Genomic DNA, 1,898 nt, shown 5'->3' on the forward strand with positions numbered 1-1,898 from the left:
GATATTGCCCTGTTACGGTCATCGGCTATGGCTTGAATTACTCCATCCAAATTTATTTCTTGAATCGTCTCATTATAGATGTTGTAGCTTATGACAGACGCTGGTAAAGGGCTTATTTCCGTAGATTCTAGGTGTCGAACAATTGTCCCTTTGTCCCTTACCAGCTCTACCGTCTGTACCGTGTACTCACCTTTGTTAATGAGGCTTCGAACGTCATTTGTCGTTAGTTCTGAATACTTTGAGCTCATAGCCCCTCCCAGAGAAATTGCCTAGGGCCTTCAAGGCCTGATGCCCTAAAATAGCGCCTGAAGCTGAGCAAGTCATGCTAAAAGCGCAAGCAATCCGAGGCTGGGGCGCACGCTACGGCAGGTTAAGCGTATTCCTCCCTGAACAGCTTGCTCAAGCCGGTGCCGCTGACGGCTTTGGACGCAAGGAGGGTGCCCTTGATCTCCTGATCGCCGTAGTCCGAGGTGATGAGCTGTCGCTGGGCCGCAGGGGATAGGGAAACCTTGTGATACGTAACCTTAACGTCCTGATCCTGCTCGCTCAGGTTAAAGCCCTCGAAGACGATCTGGACGTTCACGTTTGAGTTGATGAGGCCTTCCAGCCGGGTGGTGGCACGGGTCGAGTAGACGATCGTGGCTTCAGCCCCATCTTCAAAGCCTGCGTCCTTGTCCAGCTCAATGGAGCCACCAGAAACACGGTAGTCACTTTCGTCCAGCGGTTGACCTGCCACGGTCACAGAGGTCACTGCAGCGATCATTCCTGGGACGACGACCGACCGGCCCAGGTAGACGGCGCCTGTCCAAGTTTTCTCTGCTACCGCAGCGTCCTTGACCACATCGGCGAACAAGGCCAGCTTCATGACTTCCACGTTGAAATCTTTTGCGTTCACGGTCAGCTCGCCAGTGTTTTTGATCACACGAGACTTAGCAGTACTGAGAGTGCCATAGGTAGTATCCTGCATTTCGACTTTGTCTGATGTCAGTGCCAGCACTGCAGACGAGGAATGCGCTACAGCATAAAAACCACCAACTGGTTGGTCGTTGGCATCAAGCCTGGAAATCAGGACGGCGCCGTTGCCAATCCAGCCAATGGAGGTATCAATTGTTTGTACAGCCATTTTCAGTTCACCTTTGTTATTTTTGTTGGTGGTGTTCAGTTGAATTTTAAGTAGTGCGTCCAGACAATCAGCCAGGCGCTGTGATTATTGGCCTCACTATTGAATCCGGATAAAACTTCTTCGACAGATTCAACATTCGGAAGGTTTGGATTCAGCCTGGGATCACCCCTGTAATTGACGAGTGCCTTGCAGATATCAACACTAAGCTCCATTGCGGCTCTAGACATACCCTTGGTATCTTGGTCAGCCCGACCAACTACAAAAGCCCCAAAAATCACATCACAGACAAGGGGGTTCTTCATCACCATCGGCCCGCCACCACACCGCAGCAGAACTGTAGGCCTACTGCCATCTAATGTGATTTTTCCTATCGTCTTTGCATCTACTTCACCTGACAATAAGTGCACTGCAGGTTTTGATGGCAAATTTTCGATGAGGGTTTTGTAGTTCTGGAGGGCTTGAGAGAATGACATAGTGTTTTTGTTTTAATTATAACACTGGCTTGCTGGGCTCAAGGGCGTTTTCGATGTTTTCGAGCAGTATTTTTTGGTATTCGTCAAGCCATTGTTTCGGGAGGCCGGATTTGTCTGGCAGGAATCTCCGTTGTTTGACGGTTATGCCGTATTGGTGGTTATCCGCGTACACCAAGTTGGAGGCTAGTTCCAGGTTTGTTCCGCGCACGTTGTGCTTGATGCTGTTCCGGAGGCGGCCTGTATCGAGTAGAGGCTGGCCCGATCGTGTCCCAGGACGTGGTGTAACTCATCATGGCTCTGGC

The 1,898-nt window shown here is 50.6% G+C and carries 2 protein-coding genes; both read right to left on the reverse strand.

Translation table 11 applies throughout. The features are described from left to right. Window positions 1-370 precede the first annotated feature (370 nt). A complete protein-coding gene (locus K675_RS0118840) occupies window positions 371-1,123 on the reverse strand; it encodes a hypothetical protein (protein WP_017905041.1) in 753 nt (250 codons plus the stop codon). Window positions 1,124-1,158: 35 nt separating this feature from the next. Beyond that, window positions 1,159-1,596, reverse strand: coding sequence for a hypothetical protein (locus K675_RS33095; RefSeq protein WP_157383957.1), 438 nt, complete (start codon window positions 1,594-1,596; stop codon window positions 1,159-1,161). Between the last annotated feature and the right edge of the window lie 302 nt (window positions 1,597-1,898).

Origin of the sequence: Pseudomonas fuscovaginae SE-1 (genome assembly GCF_000364705.1) — a bacterium.
Classification (GTDB): domain Bacteria; phylum Pseudomonadota; class Gammaproteobacteria; order Pseudomonadales; family Pseudomonadaceae; genus Aquipseudomonas; species Aquipseudomonas fuscovaginae_A.

What these genes read in the sequence shown, in the direction of transcription:
- K675_RS0118840 (WP_017905041.1), bottom strand. Translation starts at nt 1,123, where the DNA reads ATGGCTGTACAAACAATTGATACCTCCATTGGCTGGATTGGCAACGGC.
- K675_RS33095 (WP_157383957.1), bottom strand. Translation starts at nt 1,596, where the DNA reads ATGTCATTCTCTCAAGCCCTCCAGAACTACAAAACCCTCATCGAAAAT.